This window comes from Streptomyces sp. NPDC058221 (assembly GCF_042882365.1).
Classification (GTDB): domain Bacteria; phylum Actinomycetota; class Actinomycetes; order Streptomycetales; family Streptomycetaceae; genus Streptomyces.
In genome coordinates this window covers 16,895-34,040 of the sequence record NZ_JBHVWF010000046.1, presented here as the reverse complement: position 1 = coordinate 34,040, position 17,146 = coordinate 16,895, and the positions used below count along the sequence as shown (strand labels likewise).

Below are 17,146 nucleotides of genomic sequence, written 5' to 3'. Positions count from 1 at the left end.
GAGCCATGAGACTTCTTGTGCGTGAACGAGTGTTCGGCATCGGCGACGACTACTGGATCGAGGATGCGGACGGCCGCAAGGTCTTCCTCGTCGACGGCAAGGCCATGCGCGTGCGCGACACCTTCGAGCTGAAGGACGCGCAGGGCCGGATCCTCGTGGAGATCAAGCAGAAACTGATCAGCCTGCGCGACACCATGCTCATCGAGCGGGACGGCGAGCAGTTGGCCAAGGTCAAGCGGAAACGGCTGTCGCTGCTGCGCAACCACTACCGCGTGACGCTGGTGGACGGCACCGAGCTGGACGTCAGCGGCAAGATCCTGGACCGCGAGTTCGGGGTGGAGTACGACGGGGAGCTGCTGGCCCAGATCTCGCGACGATGGCTGACCATCCGGGACACATACGGGATCGACGTCGTGCGGGAGGACGCCGACACCTCGCTGCTGATCGCGGTCGCGGTGTGCGTGATCGTGCTGGCGGAGAAGGAGCACGAGGACTGAGCGGGCCGGTGCCAGTTTCACGTGAAACAGGCACCGGCCCGAACGGGCCGCCTACCTGAGGACCGTCGGCGGGGCGAGGCCGAGGCGGCGGTCCTTGAGGGCCGGGAACTGGTCCCGGGTGGTGGCGACCCGGGACGGGTCGAACTCCACCTCCAGCACCTCTTCGTCCGCGCCCGCCTCGGCGAGCACCTCGCCCCACGGGTCGACGACGATGCTGTGGCCGGCCTGCGGGATTCCGGCGTGGGTGCCGGCCGAGCCGACGGCCAGCACATAGGCCTGGTTCTCCACGGCACGCGCCTGTGCGAGCAGCGTCCAGTGGGCCCGACGGCGCTCCGGCCAGCCCGCCGCGACGACCAGGGTCTCGGCGCCCGCGTCGACCAGCCCCCGGAACATCTCCGGGAAGCGCAGGTCGTAGCAGGTGGCGAGGCCGATCGTGGTCCCCGGCAGGGCGAGGGTGACCAGCTCGTCGCCGGCGCCCATCATGACCGCCTCGCCCTTGTCGAAGCCGAAGCGGTGGATCTTGCGGTAGGCGGCGACCCGCTCGCCCTCGGGGGTGAAGACGAGCGTGGTGTTGTAGAGCGTGCCGTCATCGGCGCGCTCGACGAAGGAGCCTGCGTGCAGCCAGACCCCGGCGTCGGCGGCCGCCTTGGCCATCACCTCGTGCGTGGGGCCGAGCAGTGGTTCGGCCTCGGCCTCGAACTCCGTATAGGCGAAGGCTCCGACCGGCCAGAGCTCGGGCAGGACGACCAGATCCGCGCCCCGTTGGGCCGCGATCAGCGAAGCCGCACGCCCTCTGCGGGAATTGACTGATTCGTCCGGGTCTACTGCGATCTGGATGAGAGAGGCGCGCACACTACCACCGTCCTGGCATATGAGCCGTCAACACGGGCCTACGATCGTCACACGAAAGCACTGCCGGGGTGCCTGCTCGCAGCGTAACTTGGACCGACCGAACCTCATCGCAGCTCGCAGCCCGCCGTCCGCGCCCAGCTCTCTCCAGCCCATGCACCGCAGAACCGCCCGAGGGGTCCCGTGACCGTCCATCCCAGCCTCCAGACCTACGCCGACGCCTGGACCCACTCCATCGAGTCGATAGCCGAGCTGGTGAGCCCGCTCACCGAGGGGGAGTGGAACGGCCGTACTCCATGTCCCAACTGGTCGGTGCGTGACATCGTGTCGCACATCATCGGCATGGAGTGCGAGCAGCTCGGCGACCCGCGCCCCATCCACACACTGCCGCGCGATCTCTACCATGTGCAGAGCGAGTTCGCCCGCTACATGGAGATGCAGGTCGACGTGCGGCGCCATCACACCGCACCGGAGATGACCTCCGAGCTGGAGTACACGATCATCCGGCGGTCCCGTCAGCTGCGCAACGAGACGCGGGACCCGGGGACCATGACACGGGCGCCGCTCGGCGCCGAGCAGACCCTCGAACTGGCGCTGCGGATGCGCGCCTTCGACGTCTGGGTGCATGAGCAGGATCTGCGGACGACGCTGGGGAAGCCCGGCAATCTGGACTCCCCCGGGGCAGCCGTCGTCCGGGACACCCTGCTGGCCGCGCTGCCGAAGGTGGTGGCCAAGGACGCGGGCGCACCGCCCAACTCGGCGGTCGTGGTGGATGTGCACGGTCCGGTGGAGTTCCTGCGCACGGTCCGGGTCGACGCGGAGGGCCGCGGTTCGGTGGACGGTGCGCCGTCGCTGGGTCCTGCGGCGACGCTGGCGATGGACTGGGAGACGTACGTCCGGCTGGCCTGTGGCCGGGTCCGGGCGAGCGCGGTCAGCGACACCATCAAGGTCGAGGGCGACCAGGATCTGGCCGCCGCGATCCTGCACAAGTTCGCGGTCACCCCGTAGTCACGGCACCGGCGCGCCCACCCCCGCGGGGGACGGGCGCGCCGCCGTCGTTTCCACGGTCACGCCGGTACGTGTACGGCCTCCACGCGGCTGATCACATGGTGCTCGCGCTCCCGGTGCGCGGCCCTGGCCCGCAGCCGCAGGATCTGTACGACTCCGATCGCCTCTAGGACGAAGACCGAGGCGAAGGCGATGCGGTAGTTGTCGCCGGTCGCGTCCAGCAGCACACCGACGGCGAACAGCGTGGTCATCGAGGCGACGAAACCGCCCATGTTGACGATGCCCGAAGCGGTGCCCTGGCGCTCCGGCGGGTTGGCCGGGCGGGCGAAGTCGAAGCCGATCATCGAGGCGGGCCCGCAGGCACCGAGCACCACGCACAGCGTGATCAGCAGCCACATCGGCGCGTGGTCCCCCGGGTGCAGGATCGCCGATGCCCACAGCAGGGCCGTCATCGCGACGGTGCCCAGCGCGAGCGGGATGCGCGCCGCGTGGTGGCGGGCGATGACCTGTCCGTAGACGAGCCCCACGGCCATGTTGGAGAGCACCACCAGGGTGAGCAGCTCGCCGGCGGTCCCCCGGCTGAGCCCCTGCGCCTCCACCAGGAACGGCATGCCCCACAGCAGCAGGAACACCATGGCCGGGAACTGCGTGGTGAAGTGCACCCACATCCCGAGCCGGGTGCCCGGTTCCCGCCAGGCGGCGGCGATCTGCCGGCGCACGTACACACCGCCGGCGTGCTCGGCGGGCGGCGGCGCGTGGCCCTCGGGGTGGTCCTTGAGGAAGAGCAGCAGCAGGACGAGGACCACGATCCCGGCCAGTGAGCTGCCGACGAAGGTGGTGGTCCAGCCGAAGCTGTGCAGGGACCGGGCGATCACGAGCGTCGAGACGAGGTTGCCCGCCATCCCGAACAGCGCGGCGACCTGCCCGATCATCGGGCCGCGCCGGGCCGGGAACCAGCGCGTGCCCAGGCGCAGCACGCTGATGAACGTCATGGCGTCGCCGCAGCCCAGCAGGGCGCGCGAGGCCAGTGCCGTGCCGTACGTCGGGGAGAGCGCGAAGCCGAGCTGCCCGAGGGTGAACAGGATGGCGCCGATGGTGAGGACCTTCTTGGTGCCCAGCCGGTCCACCATCAGGCCGACGGGTATCTGCATGCCCGCGTAGACGAGCAGCTGGAGGATGGAGAAGGTGGAGAGCGCCGAGGCGTTGACGTCGAACCGGTCGGCGGCGTCGAGTCCGGCGACGCCCAGGCTGGTGCGGAAGATGATGGCGACGAAGTAGACGGCGACGCCGATGCCCCAGACCCAGGCGGCACGCCGGCCGCCGGGCGGATCACCGGGCAGGGACAGGGTGGGGGCGGCGGAAGTCACCGGTCCTCACCCCTGACCAGCACCTTGACCCGGCTCACATGGCGGCGCACGACGTGCGCGGCAGCATCCGCGTCACCGGTCCTGATGGCCTCCAGCAGCTCGCCGTGCTCGGCTATGTTGGCGGCGATCCTGCCGGGGTGGGCCTCCATGACGGCGACACCCATCCGCAGCTGCCGGTCGCGCAGCTGGTCGTAGAGCCGGGACAGGATCTCGTTGCCCGCGTTGCGGACGATCTCGGCGTGGAAACAGCGGTCCTTCACGGAGACGGCCGCCAGATCACCGGCCTCCGACATCTGCCGCTGCTCCTCCAGGAGCTCCTCGAGACGGGCGATCAGCTTCGCCGACGCGGGCACGGCCCTGCGCACGGCGAACTCCTCGACGAGCAGCCGGGTCTCCACCACGTCCGCGATCTCCTGCGCGGAGACGGCGAGCACCAGGGCGCCCTTCTTCGGGTAGAGCTTGATCAGCCCCTCGACCTCCAGCCGCAGCAGCGCCTCGCGCACGGGCGTACGGGAGACCCCCACGGCCTCCGCGAGATCGCCCTCGGTCAGGAGCGTCCCACCCTCGTAGCGGCGGTCCAGGACCGCGTCCTTGATGTGGGTGTATACGCGCTCGGCGGCTGGGGGCTGCTTCGCGGGCGGGCGGACGGGCGACGAGGCTGGGGCAGGCATGCACACAGCATAGATACAACATGGATGCAGACAACGGCGCGTCCGGATACTGGACCGCGCCGGGGGCGCACGACCCGCACCTTCCGTGCACGCCCGCCGAACGCGGGTACACGGAAGGCTCCGGGGCGCCGAGAGAGCGCCCCACAAGGTCAGGGGCGGGGACCATGCCGAAGACCGGCACCGGCAAGAGACGGCGTCACGACCGGCCGAGGACCGGGCTGACGGTGTACATCGTCGTCATCGGCATGACAGGAGGCGCGGTCGGGGCGGGCACGGCGTTCAGCTGGAGAGAGCACCCGGCGCTGACGGCAGCCGCCCTGGTCCTCCTCACCGTCGCCGTCGGAACGGTGCTGGGGATGCACGCCGGCCGGTCCACGGCACGGCAGATCGACGTACCGGCGAAGAGCCTTCGCCCGCTCCTGCGGCGCATCCAGCGCGCCGACATCCCCGACAGCCCCGAGGAGCGGGCTGCGATGAGCCGCGTACTGGCCCATCAGCGCACAAGCGTGGCGAAGCTGGCCCGCTTCCGCTGGGCCCACCGGGCGCTGGCCATGGCATTCGTGGCGGGCGCGGCGTGGCAGCTCCTGGACGGACCCATCTGGCAGGCCGCTGTCCTGCTGGTCGCCGGAACGCTTCAGTTCCTTCAGCCGCTCTTCATCCGCCGCTCCACAGGACGCCTGAACCGGGCGGAGGTGGAGCTCGGACGCCGGGAGGCGGCGGCATCGCGGCCCCCCGGATGACCCGGCCGGCGACGCCCCGCCGTCCCCCTCACCGATGTCGTAAAAAATCACTCCTCGCACACCACAACCATTCGTCGCGTTCATCAGTCTCATCAGCGCGCGGCACCCTCATGTAGCCGCAATCCAGGGGCATTTGGAGCGTTCAACTTGAAACTCGGCATTAAGGGCATAAGGCGTGTTTCCGTATCCGCCACGGTGGCCCTCACCGCAGGTGCCGTCGTCGCGGGCGGCGCGTTCGCGTCCACCGCACAGGCCGCCACGCCGCCGACTCCGAAGATCGTCGCCAAGGGCGGCTTCGTGATGAACAACGGCACCGGGAAGACCCTCTTCACCAAGGCCGCGGACACCCGCCGCTCCACCGGCTCCACCACGAAGATCATGACGGCCCGGGTGGTCCTGGCGCAGAAGGGCCTCAACCTTGATTCCAAGGTCACGGTCCAGAAGGCCTACAGCGACTACATCGTCTCCAAGGGTGCGTCCTCGGCCCGCCTCATCGTGGGCGACAAGGTCTCGGTCCGCCAGCTGCTGTACGGCCTGATGCTGCCGTCCGGCTGCGACGCCGCGTACGCGCTGGCCGACAAGTTCGGCTCCGGCTCCACGCGCGCGGCCCGGGTGAAGTCGTTCATCGGCAAGATGAACAGCACCGCCAAGACGCTCGGGCTGAAGAACACCCACTTCGACTCGTTCGACGGCATAGGGAACGGGTCCAACTACTCGACCCCGCGTGACCTGACGAAGCTCGCGAGCAGCGCGCTGAAGTACTCCACGTTCCGCACGGTCGTGAAGACGAAGTCGACGAAGCAGAAGACCACCACGAAGAGCGGTGGCTACCGCTACATGTCGTGGACCAACACCAACAAGCTGCTGAGCTCCTACAGCGGCACGATCGGCGTGAAGACCGGCTCCGGCCCCGCGGCCAAGTACTGCCTGGTCTTCGCCGCGACCCGCAAGGGCAAGACGGTCATCGGTACGGTCCTGACCTCCACCTCGGAGGCGAACCGCACGGCGGACGCGAAGAAGCTCATGGACTACGGCTTCAAGAAGTAGCCCCGCGGTACGAAGGTGCCCGGCGCGTGCGGTCCCGCACCTGCCGGGCACTTTCGCGTACCGCCCCGGCCGGGCGCCGGCTCCCGGTTCAGGCGTGCGGCCCGGCGCCGTGCAGCAGGGTGTCGATGATGCGGGCGGCGAGTGCGTCCGGGCCGGCACCGCCGCTGCCACCGCGCAGCGACTCCCCGATGAGGGCGTAGTACACCCGGCGCACCCACTCCAGGTCCGCCGCTCCGTCGATGAGCCCGTCGGCCTGGGCCCGCCGCAGCACGTCGACGCAGCGGCCGTCGATGTCCTGCTGGAGGGCGGCAGCCTCGCTGCCCGGGCCGGCCGGCAGCTCCAGGGCGAATGCCCAAGCGCCCTTGACCTGGAGCACGTTGGCCGTGATCCGGTGCATCGCCACCAGCGGCGGCGCGGTGTCCGGCCTGCCGTCGTCCACCGCCTGCGCCAGCTGCCGGGCCGCGGACAGCGCCAGCGCCTCGATCAGCGACTGCCGGTTGGCGAACCGCCGGTGAACCGTCGTCCGGGCGACCCCCGCAGCCGCGGCGATCTGCTCCATGGACGCGCCGGGATCCGCCGCGAGCACCCGCTCGGCCGCCTCCAGGACAGCGCGCACACTGCGCTCCGCGTCCGCCCGCAACGTTCGCGCCGCCGTCTCACCCATTACGCCTCCAACCAGCCCACCTGTCCCGAAACACAGTACAAGCACGATGCAGTCGCCACCATAGCTGCATCAAGGCTGTTGCACTTCGATGAAATTCCAGTACTGTCCTGTTCCAGTTGCCGTCGATCGATGGAGGAACTCATGGACAGCACCGCCCTCATCACCGGAGCCTCGTCCGGCCTCGGCGCGGAGTTCGCCGAGCAGCTCGCCGCCCGTGGGCACGAGGTGATCCTGCTGGCACGGTCAGGCGACCGGCTGGCCGAGCTCGCCGAGCGCCTGACCGCCGAGCACGGCGTCCGCGCCCATGTACTGGTCCAGGACCTCGCGGAGCCGGACGCGGGCCGCCGCGTCGCCGACGAGCTGACGGCCCGTGGGCTGCGCGTCGATCTGCTGGTCAACAACGCCGGTTTCGGCACCTGCGGCCACTTCGAGGAGATCTCCTGGGCCCGCGACCACGACCAGCTCATGGTCAACGTCGTCGCCCTCGTCGACCTCACCCACCTGCTCCTGCCCGGCATGCTGGAGCGCGGTGCCGGAGCGGTCGTGAACGTCGCGTCCAACGCGGCCTTCCAGCCCGCCCCGTACTTCGCCGTCTACGGGGCGGCCAAGGCCTTCGTCCTGAACTTCGGTCTCGCCCTGCGCCAGGAGTACCGCCGGCGCGGCATCCGCGTGCTCACGCTGTGCCCCGGACCGGTCGAGACCGCCTTCTTCGACACCATCGGCACCCGCAAGGCGGCCGTCACCGGTTCCATGACCACGCCGGAGCCCGTCGTACGGGCCGCCCTGCGTGCGCTGGACCGCGACCGGGGCTACATCGCCCCCGGCCTCGGCAATGCTCTCGGCGCCCACCTCACACCCCGACGCCCCCGCACCCTGGTCGCCGCCATCGCCGAACGCGTCACGCGCAAGGTCCTGGCGGCCCCGTCGGCCGCCGTATCGACGGCACGGGAACCCGCCGCATGAGGTCCGCCTCTGCGCGCGTCGCTCCGGTCAGCCGCCCTGGCCGGCGCTGCCGACCGGGCCGACCAGCACCTGGTCACCGTTGCCGCTGTCCCCCGCGGGCAGCGAGCTCTCGCCCGGCCAGTCGAGGGTGACCGACTTCGTCTCGTTCGGCGGGGTCACCACAAGACCCGTGATGCTGACGCCGGAGCCGCCCGTCTTGTTGAGCGGGTAGCTGACGTAGAAGTCGATCTCCTTACCGTTCTTGAGGGTGTACGGGTCGCCGGGGTCGCCCTTACGCGTGGCGTTGATCGTCCCCGCGCTGGTCTCCAGGTCGACGCCCGCGAACCCGGAGATCACGCAGTCGGCGCCGCTGCCGTTCGTCAGCCGCACCACGACGGTTCCGTCGGGGTCGCCGTCGATGTAGTCGTTCTTCGCCGTGATCTCCAGCCCGTCGGTGGTGCACTTGCCGGTCTTTGCACCGGAGCCGCTCCCGCTCCCGCCGGAGGCCGAGCCACCGGAGGTCGAACCGACGGAGTCCGGGGCGGCGGACTCCTTGACACCGCCCTGGTCCGCAACGTTCGAGGCCGAGCCACCGCCGGAGGAGGACGCGGACGACGCGGACGAACCGGCCGACGGGTCGGTCTGTCCCATCGCGTTGTCGTCGTTCTGGCAGGCCGTGAGCGAGAGGCCCGCGGCAAGGGCCACAGCAGCGAAGGTGAGCTTACGAGCGCGCATGGTTTCGTCCTCAGCATCGGTTGGTCAGTACCGGCCCACTCGGTACGGGTCGGTACCAGCGAGCGCTTCTGACCAACAGGAGCGGCCCGGAGCACATGGCCGTTCCGCTTGTCCCCGGGCTAAGACACGGCTGTTACACACGCAACGAGCCGGATCGGCCCGACGGGCCGTCAGGACGATGCCCCTGACCTGCGTTTATGCCTGGCGCAGCCCGGCCCGGAAGGCGTTCCACGCGGCGGGGGCGACCACCAGGACGGTGTCGGGGGCCTTGGAGTCGCGAACGGCGACCGTGCCGGGGATGTTGCGGGCGACCTCGACGCACTCGCCGTTCGGCTCGCTGTAGCTGGACTTCGTGAAGCGGAAAGCAGTCATTCGTTCATCCCTTTGGCAATGCTTTCGACGACCCGCATCGAGTCGTACGGCGACAGGCTGAGGGCGCAGGTGCGCGCGAACAGTTCGGTGTACGAGGCACTCTCCTCCACACCCTCCACCCAGTTGGTGTTGCGCAGACCGTCCATGTGCACCACATCCATGGCGCCTTCCTCGGCGAACGTAAGGATATTGAACGAACCACCACCGCAGGAGTGCACCCCGGCCCGGAAGGGCAGCACCTGCACGTCGATGGTGGGCTCCTCGGCCAGCTCGCGCAGATGCTCCAGCTGCTGTCGCATGACCTGGGGCCCGCCGATCATCTGCCGCAGCGCGGCCTCCCAGATCACTGCGTGCACACGGAGCGGGGTCGCACCTCCGAGGCGGCGCTGACGGCGCAACCGGACCTCGACGATGCGCTCAACCTCGTCGATCTCATCGGGTGACACGGCTGCCACTGCCAGGGACCGCGTGTACTCCGGCGTCTGGAAGAGGCCCGGGATCAGGGCGAGTTGCCACGTTCGCACCTTGAGAGCAACGTCCTCCATGGCGATGTACTCGCGCAGATTGCCGGCAGTCAGCGGGCTGGCCCACCAGCCCTTCGCCCTCCGCCTCTCGCGATCGAGCTTGGCCAACCGCAGCAGCCCATCGACCACTTCAGGGCCGTCAATCCCGTACAAGCGGCACAGAGCCACAATGTCCGGATCGCGGAACGGCACCCAGCCGCGCTCCATTTTGGCAACCTTGGCCGCCTGGGCGCTGAGGGCACCCGCCGCCTGCGTCTGATTCAGCCCCGCAGCCTCGCGGAAAGTCAGCAACTGACCGCCCAACTGTCGAGCAAGGACAGTAGAAACGCGATTCCCCAAGTCCGCGCGCACCTTCGGCACCGTTCAACACCTCCTGAGTCCGGCCCAGTCTGCATCGGTGGATCAGACGGTCACAATCACACGTCTGGGGATAATTATCCCTGAGAGATTGTGCGACGTCTCCTGGATCGCTACGTTCGGTACTCCGTCGCCTACGTAAGAGCGTCAGCGCGGCGGAAGCGCACCGCCCTGCCCGGGCAGGTCCGGCATTGCCACCGCCCCCACCGAGAGGCACGCGACCATGACCGCAGCCCAAGAGGCCACAGAGCCCGACCCTCCACTCCAGGAGGACCGCCTCGACTACACCCCCACCGCCCGCAGCGTCACCCTCTGCCGACGACGTGCCGCACGCCTCGTCACCGACTGGGGACACTCCCACCTCGCAGGCGAAACCGCCCTCCTGGTCAGCGAGTTGGCGACCAACGCGTTACTGCACGGCTGCATGCGGGGCCGGCTCTTCCGGGTCCACCTCATCCTCACCGCCGCCGTCCTCCGTATCGAGGTCAGCGATCCGCGCGGCGAACGGCTGCCCGGGCTGCGCGAAGCGGGCGCCGACGACTGCTACGGGCGCGGGCTGCTCATCGTCGCCCGGCTCGCCGACCGCTGGGGCGTCGAGCCGCGCACCGTCGGCAAGACCGTCTTCGCCGAACTCACCGTCGGAAGACCCGCCCGTTGACGTGCCGGGCGCCCTGGCCACCCACCCGCACGCCATTGTTGAGATAGCACAAACTCACACTCTCGAATCGGTCAGCTCTCGCCCTGAATTCCCTTCTGAACGCTGGAATGATCTCCGCAGGGCAAGTCACACCCCATGTTGTATCCATACAACCCAAGGAGGCTCGTGTGATCCGCAAGGGGCATGTGTCGGTGACGGGCGTCGGTGCGATGACGCCGCTGGGAGCCGATGCTCCGTCGTCGTGGTCGGGGCTGCTGGACGGCAGGTCGGGGGTGCGTCTCCTGGAGGAGGAATGGACCGCCGACCTTCCCGTGCACGTGGCGGCCTGGCTCACCGTGGACCCTGCCTCCCTGCTGCCGAGGACCGAGGCCAGGAAGCTGGACCGCGGTGAGCAGGTGGCGATACTCAGTGCGCGCGAAGCCTGGCAGGACGCCGGCGTTCCGCAGGTCGAGCCGGAACGGCTCGCCGTCGTCATCGGTACGGGGACCGGTGGCGTCCTCAGCACGCTGGCGCAGGACGATGTCTTCGAACGCGCCGGGATCCGCCGTATGTCGCCGTTCACCGTCCCCATGCTGATGCCCAATGGCCCCGCTGCCTGGGTGAGCATGGACCTCGGGGCGAAGGGCGGCGCCAGGACTGTGGTGAGTGCCTGTGCGTCCGGGGCGGAGGCCCTCGCCCTGGGGCAGGATCTGATCCGCAGCGGGCGGGCGGACGTGGTCGTCGCAGGTGGCGTGGAGGCGTGCCTGCACCCCTTCACCCTCGCGGCGTTCGCCCAGATGAAGGCCCTGTCGACGCGGTCCCTCGACCCTGAGGCCGTGTCCCGCCCGTTCGACGTCCAGCGGTCCGGGTTCGTCATGGGCGAGGGCGCGGGGATGATGGTGCTCGAACGCACCGAGTTCGCCCGGGCCCGTGGAGCACGCGCCTACGGCACGCTGGCCGGCAGCGCCGTGAGTTCGAGCGCGGACCACATCACGGCCTCCGACGCGGAAGGCCAGGCCTCCACCATGGAACTGGCCCTGCGCGACGCCGGTCTGACCCCGGCTGACATCGGGGTCGTACACGCCCACGCCACCTCGACGGAGTCCGGTGACCTGGCGGAGGCCGAGGCGATCGGCCGGGTGATCGGCAGCCACGCCGCGGTGACGGCGACGAAGTCGATGACCGGTCACATGTTGGGCGCGTCCGGAACGATCGGCGCCCTGGCCGCCCTGTTCGCGCTCAGGGACGGCATGCTTCCCGCCACGCGCAACCTCGACGAACTCGACCCGCGCATCGGGCTCGACGTGGTGCGCGGCGAGCCTCGCGTCGGCCGGTGGTCCGGTGCGCTGGCCAACTCGTTCGGGTTCGGCGGACACAACGTCAGCCTCGTCCTCACCAAGTGACGCCGGAGACCGAGCCGGAAGGGACGCGCCTCGTCAGCCCTCGTCAGCTCTCGTCCGCGCTGGTCAGCGCTTCGGCGATCATGCGGGTGGCGAAGTCGCGGTCGTCGGCGATGCGGTTGATCTGCTCCGCGAGCAGGAACGCGGTGGCTTCGAGGGGCGTCAGCTCCGCCTCGGTCCAGTCTCCGTACTGCTTGCGCCAGAGGTTGGGGCTGAGGCCCGTGCCCGCGGCGACGACCAGGCCGGACATCGTGGGGATGACCTCGACGGGGATGCTCTTGGGCATCATGCGCATCGAAGCCACAAGGGTCGGCACCACGTACTCGATGACGTCCTTGTCGTGGGACTCATGCGCCTGCCGCAGCCACGTCATGAACATATAGATGAGCGTGCACGTGCCGTCCACCACCTCATCGGCGCCCCCGGGACCCAACGAGGCGATGAACTGCTCGAGCAGCGCCTGCTGTTCGGGGTCGGGCCCAGGACTGCCGTCGTACACGCTCTTGAGCCGGGAGTCGATCATCATGAGCGCCGCACCCACATCACCGGCGGGAGCGTGCTGGGGATCGCAACTGGATGACACCGGGGCCTCCTCGGGTGGCTGCGACGGGCAGCGCGGGGTGTCCGCAGAGTAGACGGCCGACGGGACGGCCCGTGGCTCATCGGCTCTTTTTCACACCTCCCCGGACATGCCGAGGGGCCCGCGCAAGCACAGCGCGGGCCCCTCGCACACAGCTACGCCCAGGTGATCAGACGCTTCGGCTGTTCCAGGATCGCGGCGACGTCCGCGAGGACCTTGGAGCCGAGCTCGCCGTCGACCAGGCGGTGGTCGAACGACAGGGCCAGCGTGGTCACCTGACGGGGCTTCACCTTGCCCTTGTGGACCCAGGGCTGGAGCTTGATCGCGCCGACCGCGAGGATCGCGGACTCGCCCGGGTTCAGGATCGGGGTGCCGGTGTCGACGCCGAAGACGCCGACGTTGGTGATGGTCACCGTGCCGCCCGCCATCGCGGCGGGAGACGTCCTGCCCTCGCGGGCGGTGGAGACCAGCTCGCCCAGGGACGCGGCCAGTTGCGGCAGCGTCTGCTCGTGCGCGTCCTTGATGTTCGGGACGATCAGTCCGCGCGGGGTCGCGGCGGCGATGCCCAGGTTGACGTAGTGCTTCTGCACGATCTCCTGGTTCACCTCGTCCCAGGCGGCGTTGACCTCGGGGTGGCGCTTGATCGCGACGAGGAGGGCCTTGGCGATGATCAGGAGCGGGTTGACCCGCACCCCCGCCATCTCCTTGTCCTCCTTGAGCTCCGCCACGAGCTTCATCGTGCGCGTGACGTCGACGGTGACGAACTCCGTGACGTGCGGCGCCGTGAACGCGCTGCCGACCATCGCCTGCGCGATGGCCTTTCGCACGCCCTTGACGGGGATACGCGTCTCGCGTGCACCCGCCGCCACCGGGACGGGGGCCACGACCGGGGCCGGGGCCTCGGTCTGCACCGGCGCGTGCGCCGGTGCCGGCGTCGCCGCCGCGTGCACGTCCTCGCGGGTGATGATGCCGCCGTCACCGGTCGGGGTGACCGTCGCCAGGTCGATGCCCAGGTCCTTGGCCAGCTTGCGCACCGGCGGCTTCGCCAGCGGACGGGCCTCGGGGGCGGCAGCCGTGCCGTGGCCGTTCATCTCGCCCTGGATCGCGGCCGACGCGGCGGCGGGCGCCGCCTCGGTGCCCTTGCGGGCGCGCCGCTTGGTGGAGGACTCGGCAACGCCGTAGCCGACCAGCACGGGCTGACGGCCCTTCGGCGCCTCGGCCTCCGGCTCCGGCTCGGCGGCCGGTGCGGCCTCCGGCTCCACCGCCGGCTCCGCCGGCACCGCGTCACCGGAACCCGGTGCCACGTCCACCGCGATGATCACCTGGCCGACGTCGACGGTCGTGCCCTCGGGGAAGCGCAGTTCGTGGACCACGCCGTCGAACGGGATGGGCAGCTCCACGGCCGCCTTCGCCGTCTCGACCTCGCAGACGACCTGGCCGTCGGTGACGGTGTCGCCCGGCTGGACGAACCACTTGAGGATCTCGGCCTCGGTCAGTCCCTCGCCCACGTCGGGCATCTTGAACTCACGGAAGCGAACAGCGTTGGAAGTATCGGTCATCGTTGTCACGCCCCAGTCCTCAGTACGCCAGCGAGCGGTCGACGGCGTCGAGCACACGGTCCAGACCGGGCAGGTACTCGTCCTCCAGCCGGGCCGGCGGGTACGGGACGTGATAGCCGCCGACCCTGAGCACGGGTGCCTCCAGGTGGTAGAAGCAGCGCTCGGTGATCCGGGCGGCGATCTCCGCGCCGGAGCCGTAGAACACCGGCGCCTCATGGACCACGACCAGCCGGCGGGTCTTCTCCACCGAGGCCTGGATGGCGTCGAAGTCGATCGGGGACATCGAGCGCAGGTCCACGACCTCGACCGACTTGCCCTCCTCCTGGGCGGCCGCGGCGGCCTCCAGACAGACCTTCACCATCGGCCCGTACGCGACCAGCGTGAGATCCGTGCCGGTACGGGCGACGGACGCCCGGTGCAGCCCGCCCGGAATGGACTCGGTGTCGACCTCGCCCTTGTCCCAGTAGCGGCGCTTCGGCTCGAAGAAGATGACCGGGTCATCGCTCTGCACGGCCTGCTGCATCATCCAGTACGCGTCCGACGCGTTGGAGGGCGAGACCACCTTCAGGCCCGCGACATGCGCGAACAGCGCCTCGGGCGACTCGCTGTGGTGCTCCACGGCGCCGATCCCGCCGCCGTACGGGATCCGCACGACGACCGGCAGCTTGATCTTGCCGAGCGAGCGGGCGTGCATCTTCGCGAGCTGCGTGACGATCTGGTCGTACGCGGGGAAGACGAAACCGTCGAACTGGATCTCCACGACCGGCCGGTAGCCGCGCAGCGCCAGGCCGATCGCCGTACCGACGATGCCGGACTCGGCGAGCGGGGTGTCGATGACCCGGCCCTCGCCGAAGTCCTTCTGGAGACCGTCGGTGATCCGGAAGACCCCGCCCAGCTTGCCGACGTCCTCACCCATGATGAGGGTCTTGGGGTCGGTGTCGAGGGCCTTGCGCAGCGACTCGTTGAGCGCCTTCGCGATCGACATCTTTTCCACGGCCATGGTTACTTGCCCTCCTCGGCGAACGATGCCTGGTAGGCGGCGAACTGGGCGCGCTCCTCGTCGACGAGGGCGCTCCCGTCGGCGTAGGCGTGGTCGAAGATCGCCATCCGGTCCGGCTGGGGCATGCCACGTACCGCCTCACGCACCCGCTTGCCGAGGGTCTCGCTCTCCTCGTCGAGGGCGGTGAAGAACGCCTCGTCGGCGGCGCCCTGCTTCTCCAGGTACGTCCGCAGACGCAGGATCGGGTCCTTGGCCTCCCAGGAGGCGCGCTCCTCGTCGGCCCGGTACTTCGTCGGGTCGTCGGAGGTGGTGTGCGCGCCCATCCGGTAGGTGAACGCCTCAACGAGCGTGGGGCCTTCGCCGCGGCGGGCCCGCTCCAGGGCGGACCTGGTGACGGCCAGGCAGGCCAGCACGTCGTTGCCGTCGACCCGGACGCCGGGGAAACCGAAGCCCTGGGCGCGCTGGTAGAGCGGCACCCGGGTCTGCTTCTCGGTCGGCTCGGAGATCGCCCACTGGTTGTTCTGGCAGAAGAACACCACGGGGGCGTTGTAGACCGCGGAGAAGGTGAAGGCCTCGGCGACATCGCCCTGGCTGGAGGCGCCGTCTCCGAAGTACGCGATCACGGCGGAGTCCGCGCCGTCCTTGGCCACACCCATGGCGTAACCGGTGGCGTGCAGCGTCTGCGAGCCGATGACGATCGTGTACAGGTGGAAGTTGTTGGTGTTCGGGTCCCAGCCGCCGTGGTTCACACCGCGGAACATCCCGAGCAGATTGGTCGGGTCGACCCCGCGGCACCAGGCGACGCCGTGCTCGCGGTAGGTCGGGAAGACGTAGTCGTCGTCACGCAGTGCCCGGCCGGAGCCGATCTGGGCGGCCTCCTGGCCCAGCAGCGAGGCCCACAGGCCCAGCTCGCCCTGGCGCTGCAGCGCGGTGGCCTCGGCGTCGAAGCGGCGGGTCAGGACCATGTCCCGGTACAGACCGCGCAGCTCGTCGGCGGTCAGGTCGATCGAGTAGTCCGGGTGCTCGACGCGTTCGCCCTCGGGCGTCAGCAGCTGTACGAGCTCGGGACCGGATGTCTCCGGCGTCTTCGCGGGCGTCTTCGCGGCGCTGGTCCGCTTGCTGCTGCGTCGCGGCTTACGCGCGGCAGCAGTGCTCTCCACGGTCACGTGCGTGCTCCTCCGTCGGTCCGGCCCCCGGGGTCTGCCGGGAGACCAGTGCGGCTCGCCTGTGTCCGTACCCGTGCACGGGGTGGGTGCCGCTCGGTCCGGGAACAGGCGTGACAGGTGCCCCGGCGAGCGCCCTGTACGAGGCACGTTACCCAGTGCCTCGCGTAACTGCGAAACCCTATCTGACCTGCGATTTTGCTTGGATATCCAAGTAAATCGAGGAATTCGGGAACACTCGCTGGTCACAGCACTGGTAACAGCCTTGCAGGCCGCCGGAACAACGGCACGTTATCCCGCCCGACAGCGGCAGGGAAGGGGGGAGTGTGTGAGACTGCGTTTGTGCGCAAAGAAGGAAAAATCACCGTTTTTCTGTTGGATGACCACGAAGTCGTCCGCCGCGGAGTCCATGAGCTCCTCTCCGTCGAGGACGACATCGAGGTGGTCGGCGAGGCCGGCACGGCCGAGGACGCGCTGGTCCGCATCCCCGCGACCCGGCCCGATGTCGCCGTCCTGGACGTACGGCTGCCGGACGGCAGCGGGGTGGAGGTCTGCCGGGAGATCCGGTCCCGCGACGAGTCCATCAACTGCCTGATGCTGACCTCGTACGCCGATGACGAGGCGCTCTTCGACGCGATCATGGCGGGCGCCTCCGGATATGTGCTCAAGGCGATCCGCGGCAACGAGCTGCTGAACGCCGTACGGGACGTGGCGGCGGGGAAGTCGCTGCTCGACCCGGTGGCCACGGCGCGGGTGCTGGAGCGGCTGCGCGACGGGAAGAAGGGCCGCGGCGACGACAAACTCGCCGGACTCACGGAGCAGGAACGCAAGATCCTGGATCTGATCGGGGAAGGGCTGACGAACCGGGTGATCGGGGAGCGGCTGCATCTCGCCGAGAAAACGATCAAGAATTACGTCTCCAGCCTGCTCTCGAAACTCGGAATGGAACGCCGCTCGCAGGCAGCCGCCTATGTGGCGCGACTGCAGGCCGAAAAGCGCTGAACCCGACGACCGGGATCTTCTCGGGACTTTGG

The 17,146-nt window shown here is 69.5% G+C and carries 19 protein-coding genes; 8 read left to right on the top strand and 11 right to left on the bottom strand.

Annotation, left to right across the window (positions count from 1 at the left end):
* The first annotated feature begins 5 nt into the window (after nucleotides 1-5).
* A complete protein-coding gene (locus ACFVW8_RS17060; protein ID WP_389690629.1) occupies nucleotides 6-497 on the top strand; it encodes an LURP-one-related/scramblase family protein in 492 nt (163 codons plus the stop codon).
* A 51-nt stretch (nucleotides 498-548) separates the two neighbouring features.
* On the opposite strand, the gene ACFVW8_RS17055 is transcribed toward ACFVW8_RS17060, so the two are convergent.
* Nucleotides 549-1,349, bottom strand: a complete 801-nt coding sequence (locus ACFVW8_RS17055) for a carbon-nitrogen family hydrolase (protein ID WP_389690627.1) — start codon at nucleotides 1,347-1,349, stop codon at nucleotides 549-551.
* A gap of 180 nt (nucleotides 1,350-1,529) precedes the next feature.
* Here ACFVW8_RS17055 and ACFVW8_RS17050 point away from each other — a divergent pair, with 180 nt between their 5' ends.
* Complete coding sequence (locus ACFVW8_RS17050; protein WP_389690625.1) at nucleotides 1,530-2,354, top strand: maleylpyruvate isomerase family mycothiol-dependent enzyme; 825 nt, start codon at nucleotides 1,530-1,532, stop codon at nucleotides 2,352-2,354.
* Between the two features lie 59 nt (nucleotides 2,355-2,413).
* Here ACFVW8_RS17050 and ACFVW8_RS17045 read toward each other — a convergent pair whose 3' ends face one another.
* Both ACFVW8_RS17045 and ACFVW8_RS17040 read right to left on the bottom strand, forming a co-directional pair.
* A complete protein-coding gene (locus ACFVW8_RS17045; RefSeq protein WP_389690623.1) occupies nucleotides 2,414-3,721 on the bottom strand; it encodes a nitrate/nitrite transporter in 1,308 nt (435 codons plus the stop codon).
* Nucleotides 3,718-4,392: a GntR family transcriptional regulator gene (locus ACFVW8_RS17040; RefSeq protein ID WP_389690621.1), complete on the bottom strand. Its 675-nt coding sequence runs from the start codon at nucleotides 4,390-4,392 to the stop codon at nucleotides 3,718-3,720. The genes ACFVW8_RS17045 and ACFVW8_RS17040 overlap by 4 nt, the downstream gene beginning before the upstream one ends.
* A 164-nt stretch (nucleotides 4,393-4,556) precedes the next feature.
* On the opposite strand from ACFVW8_RS17040, the gene ACFVW8_RS17035 reads away from it, so the two are divergent.
* Nucleotides 4,557-5,132, top strand: coding sequence for a hypothetical protein (locus ACFVW8_RS17035; protein ID WP_389690619.1), 576 nt, complete (start codon nucleotides 4,557-4,559; stop codon nucleotides 5,130-5,132).
* Nucleotides 5,133-5,279: 147 nt separating this feature from the next.
* On the top strand, nucleotides 5,280-6,179 hold the full coding sequence (locus ACFVW8_RS17030) for a D-alanyl-D-alanine carboxypeptidase family protein (protein WP_389690617.1): 900 nt from the start codon (nucleotides 5,280-5,282) through the stop codon (nucleotides 6,177-6,179).
* Nucleotides 6,180-6,267: 88 nt separating this feature from the next.
* On the opposite strand, the gene ACFVW8_RS17025 is transcribed toward ACFVW8_RS17030, so the two are convergent.
* A complete protein-coding gene (locus ACFVW8_RS17025) occupies nucleotides 6,268-6,843 on the bottom strand; it encodes a TetR/AcrR family transcriptional regulator (RefSeq protein WP_389690615.1) in 576 nt (191 codons plus the stop codon).
* A 141-nt stretch (nucleotides 6,844-6,984) separates the two neighbouring features.
* Between ACFVW8_RS17025 and ACFVW8_RS17020 the strand changes: the two genes are divergently transcribed.
* Entirely contained in the window at nucleotides 6,985-7,806 is an 822-nt protein-coding gene (locus tag ACFVW8_RS17020; RefSeq protein WP_389690613.1) for an SDR family NAD(P)-dependent oxidoreductase, read from the top strand.
* 27 nt (nucleotides 7,807-7,833) lie between these two features.
* Here ACFVW8_RS17020 and ACFVW8_RS17015 read toward each other — a convergent pair whose 3' ends face one another.
* The 3 genes from ACFVW8_RS17015 to ACFVW8_RS17005 form a co-directional block, all read right to left on the bottom strand.
* Nucleotides 7,834-8,520 (bottom strand): DUF4232 domain-containing protein, encoded by a 687-nt coding sequence (locus ACFVW8_RS17015; RefSeq protein WP_389690611.1) that lies wholly within the window; start codon nucleotides 8,518-8,520, stop codon nucleotides 7,834-7,836.
* A 195-nt stretch (nucleotides 8,521-8,715) separates the two neighbouring features.
* Nucleotides 8,716-8,892 carry a DUF397 domain-containing protein gene (locus tag ACFVW8_RS17010; RefSeq protein ID WP_389690609.1) on the bottom strand — a complete coding sequence of 59 codons (177 nt, stop codon included), beginning with the start codon at nucleotides 8,890-8,892 and terminating at the stop codon, nucleotides 8,716-8,718.
* Nucleotides 8,889-9,776 (bottom strand): helix-turn-helix domain-containing protein, encoded by an 888-nt coding sequence (locus ACFVW8_RS17005; protein ID WP_389690607.1) that lies wholly within the window; start codon nucleotides 9,774-9,776, stop codon nucleotides 8,889-8,891. The genes ACFVW8_RS17010 and ACFVW8_RS17005 overlap by 4 nt, the downstream gene beginning before the upstream one ends.
* A gap of 220 nt (nucleotides 9,777-9,996) precedes the next feature.
* Between ACFVW8_RS17005 and ACFVW8_RS17000 the strand changes: the two genes are divergently transcribed.
* Entirely contained in the window at nucleotides 9,997-10,431 is a 435-nt protein-coding gene (locus ACFVW8_RS17000; RefSeq protein WP_389690605.1) for an ATP-binding protein, read from the top strand.
* A gap of 170 nt (nucleotides 10,432-10,601) precedes the next feature.
* The gene (locus ACFVW8_RS16995; protein ID WP_389690665.1) at nucleotides 10,602-11,813 is read left to right on the top strand and encodes a beta-ketoacyl-[acyl-carrier-protein] synthase family protein; all 1,212 of its coding nucleotides are present in this window, start codon (nucleotides 10,602-10,604) and stop codon (nucleotides 11,811-11,813) included.
* A 43-nt stretch (nucleotides 11,814-11,856) separates the two neighbouring features.
* On the opposite strand, the gene ACFVW8_RS16990 is transcribed toward ACFVW8_RS16995, so the two are convergent.
* The 4 genes from ACFVW8_RS16990 to pdhA all read right to left on the bottom strand — a co-directional run bounded on the left by ACFVW8_RS16990 (nucleotide 11,857) and on the right by pdhA (nucleotide 16,115).
* Nucleotides 11,857-12,393 carry a hypothetical protein gene (locus ACFVW8_RS16990; protein ID WP_389690603.1) on the bottom strand — a complete coding sequence of 179 codons (537 nt, stop codon included), beginning with the start codon at nucleotides 12,391-12,393 and terminating at the stop codon, nucleotides 11,857-11,859.
* A gap of 152 nt (nucleotides 12,394-12,545) precedes the next feature.
* A complete protein-coding gene (locus ACFVW8_RS16985; protein ID WP_389690601.1) occupies nucleotides 12,546-13,958 on the bottom strand; it encodes a dihydrolipoamide acetyltransferase family protein in 1,413 nt (470 codons plus the stop codon).
* Between the two features lie 10 nt (nucleotides 13,959-13,968).
* A complete protein-coding gene (locus ACFVW8_RS16980) occupies nucleotides 13,969-14,949 on the bottom strand; it encodes an alpha-ketoacid dehydrogenase subunit beta (RefSeq protein ID WP_389690599.1) in 981 nt (326 codons plus the stop codon).
* Nucleotides 14,950-14,951: 2 nt separating this feature from the next.
* Nucleotides 14,952-16,115, bottom strand: coding sequence for a pyruvate dehydrogenase (acetyl-transferring) E1 component subunit alpha (gene pdhA, locus ACFVW8_RS16975; protein ID WP_389690597.1), 1,164 nt, complete (start codon nucleotides 16,113-16,115; stop codon nucleotides 14,952-14,954).
* Between the two features lie 339 nt (nucleotides 16,116-16,454).
* On the opposite strand from pdhA, the gene ACFVW8_RS16970 reads away from it, so the two are divergent.
* Nucleotides 16,455-17,114: a response regulator gene (locus ACFVW8_RS16970; RefSeq protein ID WP_389690595.1), complete on the top strand. Its 660-nt coding sequence runs from the start codon at nucleotides 16,455-16,457 to the stop codon at nucleotides 17,112-17,114.
* The last annotated feature ends 32 nt before the right edge of the window (nucleotides 17,115-17,146 follow it).

Coding starts and splice junctions, on each gene's coding strand:
- ACFVW8_RS17040 (WP_389690621.1), bottom strand. CDS start 4,392: ATGCCTGCCCCAGCCTCGTCGCCCGTCCGCCCGCCCGCGAAGCAGCCC.
- ACFVW8_RS17010 (WP_389690609.1), bottom strand. CDS start 8,892: ATGACTGCTTTCCGCTTCACGAAGTCCAGCTACAGCGAGCCGAACGGC.
- ACFVW8_RS17025 (WP_389690615.1), bottom strand. CDS start 6,843: ATGGGTGAGACGGCGGCGCGAACGTTGCGGGCGGACGCGGAGCGCAGT.
- ACFVW8_RS17060 (WP_389690629.1), top strand. CDS start 6: ATGAGACTTCTTGTGCGTGAACGAGTGTTCGGCATCGGCGACGACTAC.
- ACFVW8_RS17020 (WP_389690613.1), top strand. CDS start 6,985: ATGGACAGCACCGCCCTCATCACCGGAGCCTCGTCCGGCCTCGGCGCG.
- ACFVW8_RS17000 (WP_389690605.1), top strand. CDS start 9,997: ATGACCGCAGCCCAAGAGGCCACAGAGCCCGACCCTCCACTCCAGGAG.
- ACFVW8_RS17035 (WP_389690619.1), top strand. CDS start 4,557: ATGCCGAAGACCGGCACCGGCAAGAGACGGCGTCACGACCGGCCGAGG.
- ACFVW8_RS17015 (WP_389690611.1), bottom strand. CDS start 8,520: ATGCGCGCTCGTAAGCTCACCTTCGCTGCTGTGGCCCTTGCCGCGGGC.
- ACFVW8_RS16980 (WP_389690599.1), bottom strand. CDS start 14,949: ATGGCCGTGGAAAAGATGTCGATCGCGAAGGCGCTCAACGAGTCGCTG.